This window comes from Methanobacterium sp., from assembly GCA_039666455.1.
Classification (GTDB): domain Archaea; phylum Methanobacteriota; class Methanobacteria; order Methanobacteriales; family Methanobacteriaceae; genus Methanobacterium_D.
Genome location: JAVSLW010000007.1, coordinates 1 through 15,175, shown reverse-complemented (window position 1 = coordinate 15,175; position 15,175 = coordinate 1). Strand labels below are relative to the sequence as shown.

The following is a 15,175-nucleotide window of genomic DNA, read 5'->3' as shown; positions in this document are numbered from 1 at the left end:
GAATTAATGATGATCATGCTTAATCACATTAAATCTTTAATTTAATTTTTAAGGTGTATAAAATGTATATAGTTATAATGGGTGCAGGAAGGGTTGGATTGAATCTTGCATCTAATTTGGTGGGCAGGGGTCACGATGTCACCATTATAGAAAATGATGATAATTTATGCAGTGATGCTGCCTCTGAACTGGATGCGTTGGTCATCTGCGGCAACGGTACAGATACAAAAACCCTTGAAGAGGCCAATGTAGCTGATGCAGATGTTTTTGTCGCTGCAACAGGTAATGATGAAGCAAATCTACTTTCATGTATACTTGTTAAGGAATATAAAATCAAAAAAATCATCGCACGGCTTAGCAACCCTGATCACGAAGAAGCATTTAAAAAAGTAGGTATTGATGATGTTATAAGCCCAGAACTTACTGCAGCAGGCTATCTTGAGAAATTGATAACAAGACCTAAGGTTGCAGACCTGATTGTTATTGGAAAAGGGGATGCTGAAATATTGGATATCACAGTGAAAAATAAAAAAGTGATTGGCAAAAGAGTAGGAGATATAAGTCCTACTGATGATTATATAATTGTTGCAGTATACAAAAATGGTGAAATAACGATTCCTCGAGAAGACATGGTTTTAAAGGAAGGAGATAAAATATCAATTCTTGTTAAAACCAAAGCTGTAAAGGATATAGTTAAAATGTGTACAGAATAATGGTTGTAGCTAAAATCCTTTCAAAATTCTGTTTGCAAGGCTTATATGTTCAGATCCGTTATCTACTGCAGGTCCATGCCCTGGAAGAAGATATTCAACATCCAGTTTAGAAAGTCTTTCTAAAGACTCTTTTAACATAATTAAGTCTCCACCAATATCATATCTTCCAAATCCGCCATCTGCAAATACTGTATCTCCAGATATCAGTGTTTCGCCATCATAAAGGCAAATACTACCAATTGTATGTCCAGGGGTATGAATTACTTCAAAATCATGAATTTTATCGTCTTCAGTTAATTTAAAATCAACTTTCCTCGGTTCAATCCTTCTTCCAAACATGTAAGCCGCGGTTGCTATAGGATCTCCATTTTCAAGTGCGGGAGCATCTTTTTTGTGTATTGCAAGTTTAGAATCGAAATATTTATTTCCGCCAGCGTGATCAAAATGACAGTGAGTATTTACAATCATTGATATGTCAGAAGGATTTAAATCAGCTTTTTTAAGTGAATTGAGCACATATTCAATATTGTCTCCAGTTCCAGTATCGATTATTACATCATCAAAGACGTAAATATTAGAATCAGAGCCAGATCCTTCTATCATGAGGATATCGTTGAATTTTTTCATATTGGCACCATAATAACGAATATTTTCTAAAATTTGAAAAAAATTTGGTTTATTTTAAATTTGATCAACTGCTTGAAAAATCATTAGTATTTTACCAGTTGAAAAAGTGGATGGGGTCACTGGGATTTGAACCCAGATCCTGGGATTTCTCTTGTCTCAGTACTCCAATTGATCATCATTGGGTACTAAACCTCAGAGCGCGCGTTTCTTCAAAGACAACTGGAGTCCCAGATGATGCCTGGTTACACTATAACCCCAAATAGTTAGTTTTTAATAACAGAAAGCCAAGGGAGAGATTTGAACTCCCGTGTAATGGATCTGCAGTCCACCGCTTCGCCTCTAAGCTACCTTGGCATACCACATCGCATTTGTTAAATTATACTTTATTTATATTTAAACCTTGCGGATGTAAATATCCAGACCAAATCCTGGATTCAATAACTTCTGCTTTTCACCGTGAAATGGGGGCTGTCAGGCTCGGGTGATGGATACATCCTCCATTTTTTTAGCCATGGATATCTTTCCTTTTTATTAAAGACTTATTTGACTTGAAAAAAATTTACAGCCCTGAAAAGGAAATAACTATAATAGTTATCAGACAAATAATAAAATGTACTGTGTTGCGATTACGAAAAAGGAGCCTGGAAAATGAAAACTGTTGAAGATTGGCAGGAGATAAATGTGGAAGATGCCTTAAAAACTCTGCATACAGAAAGAAATGGTCTTCTGGAAGAGGATGCAGAGCAGAGATTGAAAGATTTTGGGCCTAATGAACTGGTGAAGAAGAAAAGGATAACAGCCCCTGAATTATTTCTCAAACAATTCAATAGCTTTCTGATCTTTGTGCTGTTTGGTGCAGCAGCAATATCAGGAATCGCAGGAAAGATGTTTCATCTTAAGGTTATTTTGCTCATCATTCTCTTTATCGCTATTTTGGGATTTGTTCAAGAATACAAAGCAGAAAAGGCAATGCAGGCTTTGAAGGGGATGATACGCGAAGAAAGTGTTGTGCTTCGAGGGGGCAGACCAAAAAAGACACCGGTAAAAGATGTAGTTAAGGGAGATATAGTGGTTCTTGAAGCTGGAGACAACGTTCCTGCAGATGCCAAGGTTATAGAATCCATCAGCCTGAAGCTTGATGAATCTGCACTTACAGGAGAATCTGTATCAATAGATAAGGAACATGGAGATTTAATATTTGCCGGCACCCATCTGGTGCATGGCCGTTGCAGGGCAGTAGTCTTTGCAACCGGGATGGATCGAGAGATCGGAAGGATTGCAGGAATGATTTTGGAGGAGGAAGAGAAAACACCCCTTCAGATAAGGGTAAACAGACTTGCAAAAATACTTGCTGTTGCAGTTGTTGTAATTTGTTCAGCAATCTTTTTTATTGGTATAGTTAAAGGGGCGCCTATCCTCCTTATACTTATCACTGCACTTGCACTCTCTGTCGCCGGAGTTCCAGAGGGTTTACCACTTGCCCTGGCTTTAACACTGGCAATAAGCATGCACAGGATGGCAAAGCACCACAGTATTGTGCGAAAGATGTCTGCAGTGGAGACGCTTGGTTCTACAACAGTTATCTGTACAGATAAAACGGGAACTATAACCAAAAATGAAATGACAGTGGAGCGGATATTTACCGATGAAACTGTGATTGAAGTTACAGGAGAAGGATACACGCCAGACGGTATGTTCACCATAAGTGGAAGTAAAATCGATCCCCAGAAAAACGAAGCATTGATGCTTCTGCTTAAAGGTGCAGTTCTATGTAATAATGCTCACCTTGAGAAAAGAAAAACATGGGATATTATTGGGGACCCCACAGAGGGAGCGCTACTTGTGATGGCTGCAAAAGCTGGAATACAAAAGGATGTACTTGAAAAAACAAGTCCAAGAATTGAAGAACTGATCTTTACCACCGAAAGAAAGATGATGACCACAATCCATAGAGAGATAAATGGATTAATTGCATTTTCGAAAGGAGCGCCTGAAATCATTTTAAGTCTTTGTGGATACATTCAAAAGCAGGGAAAGGTCTCAAAGATCCATGAAGAAGATGTGGATAGAGTATTAGAAATGAACAGGTCATTTGCAGACGATGCCCTCAGAGTGCTTGCAGTTGCCTGCAAAAAGGAACCATTGGGAGATATTGAGGATGACCTGATATTTATAGGTCTTGTAGGCATGATGGATCCACCAAGAGCAGAGGCAGAGGAAGCAGTGAAGCAGTGTAAACATGCAGGTATAAGGGCTGTAATGATAACTGGAGATAACGAACATACTGCATCCTCAATAGGGAAGAAGATTGGGCTGGTGAGAGAAGAACCTATCCTCTCGATGACAGGTGAAGCTGTGGATAGGTTAAGTGATGAAGAACTTGTAGACGTCGTTGAAAACGTTGATATCTATTCCAGAACATATCCTGAACATAAACTTAGAATTGTGAAGGCATTAAAACAAAGAGGTGAAGTGGTTGCAATGACTGGTGATGGTGTAAATGATGCACCGGCGCTGAAAAATGCAGATATAGGAATTGCAATGGGAATAAAAGGGACAGATGTTTCAAAAGGAGCATCAGACATAGTGTTAACAGATGATAATTTTGCAACGATTGTTGAGGCTATAAAGGATGGGAGGACCATCTATGAGAACATAAGAAAGTTCACAGCCCTCATGATCTCTGTAAACTTTACACAGGTTCTTGTAATCCTTTTGGGTATCCTGATTTTTGGATTCGAACTCCTGCCCCTGGTTGCACTCCAGATCCTGCTTTTAAATGCAGCAATGGCCGAACTTCCATCTGTAACGCTTGGAATTGACCCTGCAAGAGCTGATGTTATGAATAAACCGCCGAGAGATCCAAAGGAGAAGCTATTAACAAGGAAACTATGGTCGGTAATTTTTTCCATTGCTCTTTACATGTCCATTGCATGTCTCGTTGTCTTCTGGATTTACCTGCCCGACCTTACAAAGGCAAGAACAATGGTTTTAAGCACTCTCACTGGATTTATAATATTCAACACATTCAACTTCATATCCATCAAGGACTCAATTTTTAAGGTCGGGATTTTTAAAAACAGATGGTTATTTGCTGCAATAGGCGGGACACTTATGATACTTTCTTCAGTAATATATATACCATTGATGCAGATGATATTTGAAACAACAACATTAAATTTGGACGATCTGGTTATTGCTGTTTCTGTCTCTTCAACAATTCTAATTGTAGCAGAAATTGTAAAGTTCACCTACAAAAAGAGCAGACGAAAAATATGATAGGTAAAAATGCCTCTAAAACTGGCTGCCATGTAAACTATGGTACTCTGGGAAATGCTTCACCCATGTGGACAATTCCAGCAACCATTGAGACATCCACCACAAAGGCCATTCCCCTACCGGGTTTATTTAATTCTCCTTTTGCCACCACAGCTTCAAGCACTCTTTTCGTATAAGTTTTTTTGATTAGAATCATCAACATCTCTTTTTCAGGCTCTATAGGGGTGCCAAAAAACTTGCTGTGTTCGTGTACCCCCACCCCTCTACCATGAAATATGGTACCTCCTTCTGAACCTGCCTCTCTTGCAGCTTCCAGTAAAGAACTTGCATATCCTGTTTCAACAACCACCATGATTAACTGGAACTCATCCTTATTATCCACTTTTCCTCCTCCTGTTAAATATAATGCCTAAAAATAACATAAATATAATGGGAGACATTGCAATCAAACCTACAGTTCCAAGCCCCAGAATTCCAGATCCTTCACCCCATAAGCCAGTGGCCATTCCAATCATCATTGGCAGGGCAAATGTTATTGCAACAGGCCCAACAGCCACTGCACCAGCATCATATGCTATTGGAACAAACTCCTTTGGAGCAACACATGTTAAAATAAGTATTAAAATGTATCCAGGTATCAGAATATATGCAAGAGATAATTCATGGAAAATCCTAAGCGCCCCGAATACTAAAGCCAAACCAACACCAATTGCAATAGTGGGAACAACCAAGTTTTTGCGTATGTAACCTGAAGAAACTTCCTCTATTTCATAGGCAAATATATTAACTGCAGGTTCTGCAAAAACTACAATTATTCCAAATACAAATGTGAACAGGACCACCTCTAATATGTTACTTTTTGAGAGAAATTCACCAATCATCTCACCAAATGGTATTAAACTTATCTTTGCGCCAAAAAGAAAAAAGAAAAATCCAAGAATCGTCATCAAAACACCAGAGAGCATTCTTTTAATGTCAGGAGGTGTTTTTTTAAGTACAACGATCTGGAAGAAGAGTATTAACCCCAAAACAGGCATTATAGCAACAGTTACATCGATGAAAACTTGAAACACATTTTCGATCATAGCATTCCCTCTATAATACCCCATATTAAGATTACAATTATCGGCCCGATAGAAGCTATGGCCATAGTGCCAAAACCTGACTTAAGCCTGTTCCTTCTACCAAGAACTGACACCATTCCCACACCAATTGTTATTAAAAAGGGTATGGTCATTGGCCCGGTGGTAACAGCGCTCATATCAAATGCTTTAACTAAAAACACCTCTGAAGATACAAAAACCAGTATTAAACAGATCAGATAACCTGAAATTAAAATATAATTGATATTAACATCAAACACTGATCTGATAAAAGCAATAAGTGCAAATATACCAAGACCAAGTGCAGTGATGAGGATAAGTTTGATTTTAGAAATCTCAGGCATTATACTTTCAATCAAAAATGCAAGCAGCCTTACATCAGGCTCTGCTAAAGTAAGCACCACTCCCAGAAGAAATCCAAATATCACTATCAAAAAAATATCACGCCTTTCTATTAGCGATGCTCCCACCCTTTCACCCATAGGTAGGAGTCCAAGTTTTGCACCCTGAACAAACAGCACGAAACCAGTCACTGTAAAAACAAGCCCCATAACTATTGGGATAAACTCTGAAAGGGGCATTCTAATAAAAAATATCTGGAAAAAAAATATTAACACTATTGCCGGTGAAAGGGATTTCAAGGTAGACTTAAACTCTTTTTTGAAATCAGCGGATTCCATTTTAACATCTCCATAGTCCCCTCTTTGGCAATGGTATCTTTAAATTCAGCACTATTAAATTTTTCCGGAAATTAATTTCATAATCTACTCAAGGATCCTTATAATGGTGCCAATTCCTTTACTTCTACCTTCTCGAAATATGATTTTTTGACCTTCCTTAACACAATAAGGCCTGTATTTAAATCTCATTCTAACTTTACCGCTGTCTCCTGCGGACATGTATTCGTTATCTATAGGTTCAAATGCTGCGGTTTCAGCGATTGTTTCAATGTGAGTTATGCATTCGTAGCCATTTTTAATGGTTGTTGGATGGACTAATATGGCTACATCTGCCTCAAACTCTCTTACAGCTTTCATTTCATAATCAGAAGAACAGATTATCATCCCTCTTTTAATATCATCCATATCAACGCCAGTAATAGAGATTCCAACAACTTCACCAGCTTCTGCATGATCTTTTTTATAATGGTGCATTTCTATGGTTTTAACTCCCACTTCCATGAATTTTCCAGAACCATCAGGACCTAAAAGTAGTTTATCTCCAATATTTACTTTTCCCTGCCTTATAGTACCACTTACAACTGTTCCAACTCCAAGAACAGAATATATCTTGTCGATATACATCATAAATGGCTTTTCTTTGCTTTTATTCTCATCAATGATGGGTAAATTTAAAAATAAGCTGTCAAGTAAATTTAAACCTTCACCAGTTAATGATGAAACCTTTACTACAGGAACTAAATGTTCATTCATATTTTTAGCAGCAAATTCAGCATCTTCTCTATTTTTTACCATGTAAGGAATTCTACCCACCAGTTTCAGGAGTCCAAAAACTTTATTCTTAACTTCCAGAGATTTTTCTTTGTTAACCGTGTCTATCTTGGTTATTACAACTATGACTGGCAATTCCATAGCTATTATGATTCCAAGATGTTCTTTTGTAATGTGGGTTGGGCCCTCATTTGCAGCAACTGTGACCAGGCCATAATTAAGTTTCTGGCCTACAATTCCTCTGATAGTTGTTCTAAGCCATGGTTCGTGCCCTACAGTATCTACAAAGGATATGACTTTATCACATTCTTCAACAAGCCTGGCTTTTTCTTTTTTATTCAGGGGGTTTTTAACCCGTACAGGCTGATCTTTGCAAAATCCATATATTGCAAAGGAAAGGTCTGCAGAAAGCCCTCGTTCCATTTCATGTTTTTGCAGGTCTAAAAAGATCCTGGTCCTGCCTGAACCGTTGTCCAGTGTTCCTGTTGTTAAAGTCCCCACAAGGGTGCTTTTACCATGATCAACGTGTCCTGCAACACCAACAAGCATGTGATCCTTTTTACCAATATTTCTTTTACTGATCAGGACTTTTGCCACATGTCCCTTATCTACAGGATATTTTTCAACCTTTAAAATAGATGAACCTGCTTCTTCTGCTATATTTTTCAAAACAAAAAGTGATTCTTCGAAATTTTTATGGTCAAGACCTGTTAAATTGCCAGCATCGTCAACACCAATAAAATAGATGGCTTCTCCGTCACCGCGCTCCATTCTGTATTTCATCTGCGATGCAAGTCGCTGTTTTCTATCTTTTTGAAGATGATAGTTTCTCTTCAAGCCTTCTTTAAATTCTATATTCTTTCTCTCGCCTTTTTTGGTGAAATTATAGATGCTTGTTATCATGAGACTGAACTGTCCTCTTTTTGTTTAAGTTTTAGATTTTATCAGCAGTTGTAAAGTATGCTCTGCCATATTTCTCTTCTTGAAGTTCCCTGACCTTCTTTGAAGCTAACTGGATATCATCAGCCTTTGCAATGATGCGTCGACTTTTTAACTTAAAAGTTTTACCGCAGACACATTTTTTCTGTATAACTCCTTCTCTGGAGTACATTGCACGTCCGCAGTCGCATCTAAATATCACGTACATGAAAATCACGCTTAATCTGAAAATACATGTTTATCACATTCTTTGGTTATTCAAAATTGTAACACTTAATCCATTTAAAACTTTTCAATAACATATTTATAAAAGAAAAATATTATTCTGATTTTTATATTAATTTGATTGGATGAATTTCCAGGTTAAGTGTTTTATCCACCAAAAAGTTTGCTTATAAGTGGATAGAAAACATTTGATATTGTAAGGATTGCCCCTATACTTGCACCAATATTGGTTCCCACAACAACAAGTAATACTCTAAAAAGGTTGTTGTTCCAGAAATCCCTTACACTCTGGCATTCTTTGAAGCTTGCTAAATCGTCCATCCCTACTTTTCTTACTTTGGCTTCAATAAGGCCTGAAAACCATCCTGCAGCAAGTAGGGGATGTAAAACTGTCAGAGGGGCAGCGATAAATGCAATTATTGCAGAATAAATTTTAGATCCTGATAAAATACAGCCAGCAAAAGCCAAACTACCCGTTATTAAAACATATTGAAAAAGGCTTGTTTGTATATTTATCCCGCTAAGAAAAGCTAGTACAAATATGGCCACAAAAAGGACAGGTATTAGAAATAAAACCACTTTACCTATGGATAATTTAGATTTTTGAACGCTCAATAACTCTTCAAATGATGGAAGTTCCTCGGGATTGTTCATGTACTTTTTAATCCCGTTTTCATGCCCTGCACCCACAACTGCCACTACATTTTCTTCATCAATATTTAAAAGCATTTTTGCCATGTAAGCGTCTCTTTCTCTTACCAGTACATGGTATGCTTTTGGCGACATCTCCTGGAAGTAGTTCATAACTTCCTTTAATGCATCTCCTTCAGTTATGCTGTCAATATCTCCAATATTCTTATCTTTAGTGAAAAAAGAAGCAATAATTCCATATATGAACTTCATTTTTTCAAAAAAGCTCATTTTTTTAATTGCCCTCTTTAAGGTGATAGAAATATCTCTATCTATTAAAGCAACTCTTGCTCCTACTTCATTTGCAGCATCAATAGCAGCAAGCATCTCTGACCCGGGTTTAACTCCTACTTCATTTCCAATTTTTCGCTGCATATATGAAAGAAATCCACTTATTAAAAATAAGGTTAAATTATCGCCTTTTATCAGTTCTTTAATTTGAAATTCCTTTTTTGTGTCAACGCCGTTTCTCTCATTCATGAGGTTGTTATAACGGTTTATGCACAGTTCCACCGCAACAACATCAGGGGTTTTCTCTAAAATAGTGTTTCTTACTTTTTCAACACTTTTTTCTGAAACATGTGCTGTTCCAATTATTTCGAGTGATTCTGGTACCATGTGACCTCACATTAGTTTAATTTTCTTATGATCCCATTATTGTAAACAGGGACTATATCATATTTATCTTTCTTAATACAAAAACTTATGTCTTTATTATATCCAAGTTTTTTAAGCCCTGAAGCAGAATTAGAGTTTAAAACAGCTTTATTAACCATTTTTTCATCTCTTGAAGCCATATAAGATGAAAGAGCCATTTCATCAAGCTTATAATCTGTAAGATTTGATATAATTGCACCGGCACCTAAAAAATCTTCGATTGCAAACTCTCCCCTGACTCCGGCCATTACAATCTCAATGTGGTTATCTGCAATTTCAGAAGCTGCTTCTGCCACTGCTTTTGCATTTATAAATGATCCGATCAACACTCTTGATTTCATATCTTCCAGGATACGCGTGCCATTGCTTGTAGTGATCACGAGGTAATCTCCACTGAAATTTTTTATTTCAACAGGTGAATTTCCAGTATCAAAACCTTCAATTGCAGCACCGTTTCTCTCACCAGCAAGAACTGCATCATATTTTTTTGCAAGTTCAACTGCTTTTTCTCTGTCTTTTACGGTAATTACATGATTAAAAGTATTTAAAGCAACAGTGATAGTAGTACTGGCCCTTAAAACATCAACCATTATGGAAACATCTCTGGAAAATGATTTTTCAAAACTTAACGTAACCTGCATTAAAATGCACCAAAAATAGTTAATTTATTTAAATAAAAATTAATTAGAAAGTTTATTAAACTTTTTCAGCAAAACCAAAACGCTTTCTAACAGAAACAATTCTGACTCTAACCTCATCTCCGGCTTTTGTATCTGGTACAAATACCACAAAACCTTCTATACGGGTAATACCGTCTCCTTCTTTACCCACATCTTCAATTTTAACATCGTATTCTTCCCCTTCTTCAATGGGAGCTGTTTTTGGACCTTGATCTGTTCGGAACAATTAATTCACTTCCTTCGACCAAAATTAAATTGGCCTTACTTAAGTTTATTGTGAATTCATTATATAAATGTTTGTATAAATAATTAATAAACACATATCTTTTAGATTAAATATATTTAAAGAGTTTAAGAAAAACTTTTGGTTTTTGGTTTTTGGGGCGTAGTTCTGCAGGTCCCTTCTGTAAGGGAAAAGTAGTTCACTAAACTCAAATTTCAATATGTGAGATGGTGATTAATATGCATTCCTCTTTGAAAATAGTTACAACTCCTATGTGTGAAGAAATTGTAAAAATTGCAGGAATTTCGGATTATATGGTAAGTAAAAATCCAGATTCGCTAAAAGCAGACATAGCAATTGTTTTATCGGAAACAGAGCCTTCTACAAAATCCATAAAAATTAAATTAAACACATTCTCACAGATTAAAGAAAGCATAGAAATGCTTGCAGCTAAATTTGGAACAGTTCCTTTAGATTATACATTAAAGAATACAAAAAATCTAAAGAATAGAGAAAATCGAAAGATAAAAGTAAAAGTTTATTCAAATTTTTTAAAAGAGATCGTGGAAGATATGGGCTTTAAGATAGTAAATGAAGGTTATGATTTTGTTGTGTATCCAGATTATATGAAAGATAAAATAAATGAGAAAGATAATATAAAAAAGGTTGAAATACCTTCCCACAAAAATGTGCCCTTAAGCCCTATAAAAAGGGCTGAAATGCGTTATGGTATCCTGGAGAAAGAATTATGTATGAAACATTAACTTATACTGGCGGCGTTCACAAACACGAAGAGATAACTGAATTAATAGAAGATCTGGGCGGATTTGTGCTTCAAGAAAACTTAAGTCAAATGGATCTGGTCATAACACTTGCTGTACCCATAGATGATGTGGATAAAGTAGATGAAAAAGCAAGAGAGCTCCTTGGAACAGTAAAAGTTGCTCCAATGGCAGGTACAGAGATTGCAATAGTTTCCCCAACACTTGCAAGACAGCATCTTCCTCATTCTGCCTGTGATATTTCAGAATACCTTAGAAGATACGGTGCAAAGGATAACATGATAGGACTATCCCGTGGAGCAGGAAAAGGTATATCCAGAATCTCAGAAGATGAAAAAAACCTTATTGAAGAACATGATCTGGCAGTTTTTGCACTTGGAAGCTTTAGGGAGTGTATATTAAATAAAACTCATCTATTCGAAGATATTGAGATACCGGTGGTTGTAACAGGTGCTCCAGATATTAATGTGGATGATATTCCTGGGGCAACAGCATATGTCGGTGGTTTAGGTAGAATTCCAAGAAGGTTAAAGCGCGGAGAGAACATCAGAGCTCTTAAAAATCTTGTAGAAGTTACTGAAGGCATTTTAGATGACAGGAGAAAAGAAATTTCTGAAGATCCGCCCATAGTGCCATCAATACTTGTAAAAACCGAAATTGAAAATCAGATACCTGCAATAAAGGAGGTTTATTCTCCTTTACCTGTAACAAGCCAGCTTGATGGTGTGAGAGTTAAACTTAACTATGCTCGATTTAAAGATGAAATTGGAAACGTTAAAGTGGATAATTACCTTTTAAAGGATGTTTCTGAAATTAAAAAGTCTTTCATGTATGATTATACACTGGTTAAACTGTTACCTGAATCATCAATTATCTAAGTATGAGGAATTTAGATTGATATGAAAAGAATAATTCAACCAGCCATGTTCATTCCTTTAATTTTTACTGTATTCCTTGCTCTTAACTACTTTATTTTTTCTACAATAGGTGGTTTATTAGATTTATCCAGCACCACAATATATTCACTTGTTTTTTTATTTGCAATATCTTTTCCAGCCGCTAATGTTCTCGAAAGGACAGTTTCACATGCATTAACCAGGGCTTTTTATACAATTTCCTCTGCATGGATGGGAATTTCTATTTTCATTGTTTTTCTCGTGATATGCTATGAAATACTGAATTTAATTTTTTATATCCCTCCCTTTATTGCAGGAATCGGAATAATACTACTTGCTTCAGCTATAAGTGCATATTCAATATTAAACAGCATTAATCTGGAAGTTAAGGATGTTGAAATTAAAATTCCAACTTTAAAGAGAGATATGAAAATAGTTCAGCTCAGCGACATTCATGTGGGCTCTGTAAGGAATTCAGGGTTTATAAAGAAAATAGTTGAAAAAACAAATGTGTTGAATCCAGATATTGTACTGATTACAGGAGATACAATAGATGGAAGTGCCCCCATACATCCGCATGTGTTAAATGCCATAGATGATCTTGAAGCTCCAGTATTTTTAGTAACAGGTAATCATGAGGTCTATGAAGGAATGGAAAATGTTTTAAATGTTCTTAAAACCACAAAAATTAAAGTATTACGGGATGAAGTGGTAGAGGTTCAGGATATTCAAATAATTGGCGTTGATTATTCCTTTGATAGAAATCATCTTAAAAATGTGCTTTCCAGGTTAGAAATAGATAAATTAAAACCCTCTATTTTGATGTACCATCTACCTGATGGACTGGAAGCTGCAAATAAAGCAGGGATTGATCTGCAGATTTCTGGACATACCCACAAAGGACAATTTTTCCCCTTTAATTTTCTGGGAAGACTGGTATTTCCATATTTCAATGGACTCTATGAATATAATGGAACAAGTCTCTATGTTTCTCCGGGAACTGGAACATGGGGCCCTCCCATGAGATCTGGTTCAAAAAATGAGGTAACAGTGATTAATCTGAAAAATAAATGATTTGGGATAATGTAAATGTTAATACTAAGTGAATAAATTGATTTTGTTTTTTAGTATGGTTTTACATGAACTTGATTATTTCAGTTTTCTAAATGAGATATGCTTCAAATAGATTTTATTATTTTGATAGAAAAATTTAAATTAATTAAAATTTGGATTTACAATCCTTTAGAAGATTTTTTTCTGCGATATAATTAATTTAAATTTTTACATTTGATGATGAAAACATTTCTTTTTTAGTTTTGAATATATATTCAAAACAGAGGCCAAGACCCAGAAGTTTATAGAAAAATATTTCGAGAACTTCAAATCAGGTGTTTTAGATCTTGATTTAGAAAGAGATAAAAAACAGATTAATCCTATAGGGCTTACACTAGGTGAATTCAAAGTAATAAGACTTAGAAATTACTAAAACATCGAACAGCAAAAAGCAGCAGAAATAATGGATATTTCACAGCCCAAATCCCATAAACTTTGAATTCAGCTTGGAATTGAGGTTTTTCGGATAGTAAAATCATTAAGTGAGGAATATGTATGAAAGTAGCAGTTGCATCAACAGGGAGTAATTTAAATTCTGATATAGGTCATCTATTTGGAAGAAATCCTAATTTTTTAATTGCAGATATGGAAAATGGTGAAATTAAAGACATATATCCAATTGAAAATCCTTCAAAAAATGAAAAAGGAGCAGGAAACATGGCAGCGCAATTTATTGTGGATAATGAAGCTAAAATTCTAATTTCAGGAGAATTAGATCCAATTGCCTTCGTATTTTAAAAAATACAGGGATCAAAATATATAAAGTTACTTCAGGGAGTGTGGAAAATAATTTGAAACGTTTCAGGGAAGGTAAACTTGAAGAAATAACTTCTTTATCTTATGGATTTCCAGGAGCTGGAAGAAGAGGCTTTGGAAGAAGAAGGATGGAATAAATAAAAATACTTATATTTTAGTTTTGAATATATATTCAGTCATGCCTAGGCCCAGAAGATTTAGAAGAATATTAGAAGAACCACAGATACGCTGTTTTAAACCAGAAAGAGATAATATAGGCTCTTTCAAACCTATTGAAATTACAGTAGACGAATTCGAAGCAATAAGACTCAGAGATTATCATGATATTCAGCAGAAAAGATCCGCGGAGATAATGGGAATTTCACAGCCCACGTTTCACCGAATCTTAACTTCTGCTAGAAAAAAGATATCTAAAGCCTTGGTTGATGGAAATACAATAGTAATTGTAGGGGGGAATTATATAACTGACAAAAACAGGTATAAATGCAATACATGTGGGTTTGAATGGCGTAGTCCTGAAAAAGAATACGATAAATGCCCAGACTGTCAATCTAAAGACATAACTATTATTATAGAAAAGCAGAAACTGAAGACAAGAACAGAGCCTCCATTAACAGAGAGAAGATCTTATGGGGGTAGAGGTATTGGAGCAGGTCCACCAAGCGTTTGTAAATGTCCAAACTGTGGATATGAATCTCCAAAAATACGAGCAGTACCATGCAGGAATACTAAATGCCCTGAATGTGAAACTCCGCTATGTGGGGCAGATTAAACATCTTAAAAAGAAAACTGGTGATTACATGCCTTTTATAGAAATAAAAAACGTGACAAAAACCTTCAATGGCGTGGATATCTTAAAAAATTTGAACAGGAATGTGGAAGAAGGAAGTGTTTTAGGAATTCTTGGAAGGAGCGGGTCAGGAAAATCTGTTTTAATAAACATGCTCCGTGGAATGAAAGAATACAAGCCAGACAGCGGTAAAATATTTTATAACATTGCGCTGTGTCATGAATGTTTTTTTGTGGATGCTCCTTCGAAAG

The 15,175-nt window shown here is 35.9% G+C and carries 17 protein-coding genes and 2 tRNA genes; 8 read left to right on the top strand and 11 right to left on the bottom strand.

Features of this window, described 5'->3' with window-relative positions:
• The first annotated feature begins 44 nt into the window (after positions 1-44).
• Positions 45-713: a TrkA family potassium uptake protein gene (locus tag PQ963_01565; GenBank protein MEN4028358.1), complete on the top strand. Its 669-nt coding sequence runs from the start codon at positions 45-47 to the stop codon at positions 711-713.
• Between the two features lie 9 nt (positions 714-722).
• Here PQ963_01565 and PQ963_01560 read toward each other — a convergent pair whose 3' ends face one another.
• The 3 genes from PQ963_01560 to PQ963_01550 all read right to left on the bottom strand — a co-directional run bounded on the left by PQ963_01560 (position 723) and on the right by PQ963_01550 (position 1,694).
• Positions 723-1,340, bottom strand: coding sequence for an MBL fold metallo-hydrolase (locus PQ963_01560; GenBank protein MEN4028357.1), 618 nt, complete (start codon positions 1,338-1,340; stop codon positions 723-725).
• 111 nt (positions 1,341-1,451) lie between these two features.
• Positions 1,452-1,597 (bottom strand) — tRNA-Trp (locus PQ963_01555).
• Positions 1,598-1,622: 25 nt separating this feature from the next.
• Positions 1,623-1,694, bottom strand: a tRNA-Cys gene (locus tag PQ963_01550).
• Between the two features lie 294 nt (positions 1,695-1,988).
• On the opposite strand from PQ963_01550, the gene PQ963_01545 reads away from it, so the two are divergent.
• Positions 1,989-4,619: an HAD-IC family P-type ATPase gene (locus PQ963_01545; protein ID MEN4028356.1), complete on the top strand. Its 2,631-nt coding sequence runs from the start codon at positions 1,989-1,991 to the stop codon at positions 4,617-4,619.
• 37 nt (positions 4,620-4,656) lie between these two features.
• On the opposite strand, the gene PQ963_01540 is transcribed toward PQ963_01545, so the two are convergent.
• The 8 genes from PQ963_01540 to PQ963_01505 all read right to left on the bottom strand — a co-directional run bounded on the left by PQ963_01540 (position 4,657) and on the right by PQ963_01505 (position 10,590).
• Positions 4,657-5,001 carry a P-II family nitrogen regulator gene (locus PQ963_01540; GenBank protein MEN4028355.1) on the bottom strand — a complete coding sequence of 115 codons (345 nt, stop codon included), beginning with the start codon at positions 4,999-5,001 and terminating at the stop codon, positions 4,657-4,659.
• Positions 4,994-5,704 carry a DUF1538 domain-containing protein gene (locus PQ963_01535; GenBank protein MEN4028354.1) on the bottom strand — a complete coding sequence of 237 codons (711 nt, stop codon included), beginning with the start codon at positions 5,702-5,704 and terminating at the stop codon, positions 4,994-4,996. Before PQ963_01535 ends, PQ963_01540 begins: the two co-directional genes overlap by 8 nt.
• Positions 5,701-6,402 carry a DUF1538 domain-containing protein gene (locus tag PQ963_01530; GenBank protein ID MEN4028353.1) on the bottom strand — a complete coding sequence of 234 codons (702 nt, stop codon included), beginning with the start codon at positions 6,400-6,402 and terminating at the stop codon, positions 5,701-5,703. The genes PQ963_01535 and PQ963_01530 overlap by 4 nt, the downstream gene beginning before the upstream one ends.
• 84 nt (positions 6,403-6,486) lie before the next feature.
• Positions 6,487-8,076, bottom strand: coding sequence for a GTP-binding protein (locus PQ963_01525; protein ID MEN4028352.1), 1,590 nt, complete (start codon positions 8,074-8,076; stop codon positions 6,487-6,489).
• A 31-nt stretch (positions 8,077-8,107) separates the two neighbouring features.
• Positions 8,108-8,320: a DUF1922 domain-containing protein gene (locus tag PQ963_01520; GenBank protein MEN4028351.1), complete on the bottom strand. Its 213-nt coding sequence runs from the start codon at positions 8,318-8,320 to the stop codon at positions 8,108-8,110.
• Positions 8,321-8,484: 164 nt separating this feature from the next.
• The gene (locus PQ963_01515) at positions 8,485-9,645 is read right to left on the bottom strand and encodes a TraB/GumN family protein (protein MEN4028350.1); all 1,161 of its coding nucleotides are present in this window, start codon (positions 9,643-9,645) and stop codon (positions 8,485-8,487) included.
• 11 nt (positions 9,646-9,656) lie between these two features.
• Positions 9,657-10,325, bottom strand: coding sequence for a 2-phosphosulfolactate phosphatase (comB, locus tag PQ963_01510; GenBank protein ID MEN4028349.1), 669 nt, complete (start codon positions 10,323-10,325; stop codon positions 9,657-9,659).
• Between the two features lie 55 nt (positions 10,326-10,380).
• Entirely contained in the window at positions 10,381-10,590 is a 210-nt protein-coding gene (locus PQ963_01505) for a TRAM domain-containing protein (protein ID MEN4028348.1), read from the bottom strand.
• A 248-nt stretch (positions 10,591-10,838) separates the two neighbouring features.
• Here PQ963_01505 and PQ963_01500 point away from each other — a divergent pair, with 248 nt between their 5' ends.
• The 6 genes from PQ963_01500 to PQ963_01475 form a co-directional block, all read left to right on the top strand.
• Complete coding sequence (locus PQ963_01500) at positions 10,839-11,351, top strand: hypothetical protein (protein MEN4028347.1); 513 nt, start codon at positions 10,839-10,841, stop codon at positions 11,349-11,351.
• Entirely contained in the window at positions 11,336-12,247 is a 912-nt protein-coding gene (locus PQ963_01495) for a methanogenesis marker 7 protein (GenBank protein MEN4028346.1), read from the top strand. Before PQ963_01500 ends, PQ963_01495 begins: the two co-directional genes overlap by 16 nt.
• A 21-nt stretch (positions 12,248-12,268) precedes the next feature.
• Positions 12,269-13,339 carry a metallophosphoesterase gene (locus PQ963_01490; GenBank protein MEN4028345.1) on the top strand — a complete coding sequence of 357 codons (1,071 nt, stop codon included), beginning with the start codon at positions 12,269-12,271 and terminating at the stop codon, positions 13,337-13,339.
• Positions 13,340-13,873: 534 nt separating this feature from the next.
• Entirely contained in the window at positions 13,874-14,116 is a 243-nt protein-coding gene (locus PQ963_01485) for a NifB/NifX family molybdenum-iron cluster-binding protein (protein ID MEN4028344.1), read from the top strand.
• 196 nt (positions 14,117-14,312) lie between these two features.
• Positions 14,313-14,906, top strand: a complete 594-nt coding sequence (locus PQ963_01480) for a DUF134 domain-containing protein (protein MEN4028343.1) — start codon at positions 14,313-14,315, stop codon at positions 14,904-14,906.
• A 28-nt stretch (positions 14,907-14,934) separates the two neighbouring features.
• Positions 14,935-15,175 (top strand): ATP-binding cassette domain-containing protein (locus PQ963_01475; protein ID MEN4028342.1); only part of this gene is annotated, 241 nt, incomplete at its 3' end.